The following is a 251-nucleotide window of genomic DNA, read 5'->3' on the forward strand; positions in this document are numbered from 1 at the left end:
GCCTGCAGCCTGCCGCACCACCCCGCAGGCCGTCACTGTGGCGGCGCATCGGCCAGGCCCTGACCACGCCTGCGGCCCAAGCCCCGGTCATCTGGCCGCTTTCGCCCCCGGAAAAACGACTGGCCCGCGCGGCCGACAGCATTGGCCGCACCTTGCGTCAGTGGGACCGGCTGCTGGCAGACAGCCACGCTACCCTCACCTTCATCCTGCAGCCGTTGCTGCCCTGGTGCCGGGACACCCTGCCCGCTGGC

1 protein-coding gene is annotated in these 251 nt (G+C 72.1%); it reads left to right on the forward strand.

Annotated elements, in window-relative coordinates:
• Positions 1-251, forward strand: a 251-nt coding sequence (locus tag R0J88_RS21990; RefSeq protein WP_410901177.1) for a hypothetical protein, incomplete at both ends; no start/stop codon positions are given.

Source organism: Pseudoalteromonas sp. SIMBA_162 (assembly GCF_046535955.1).
Lineage (GTDB): Bacteria > Pseudomonadota > Gammaproteobacteria > Enterobacterales > Alteromonadaceae > Pseudoalteromonas > Pseudoalteromonas marina.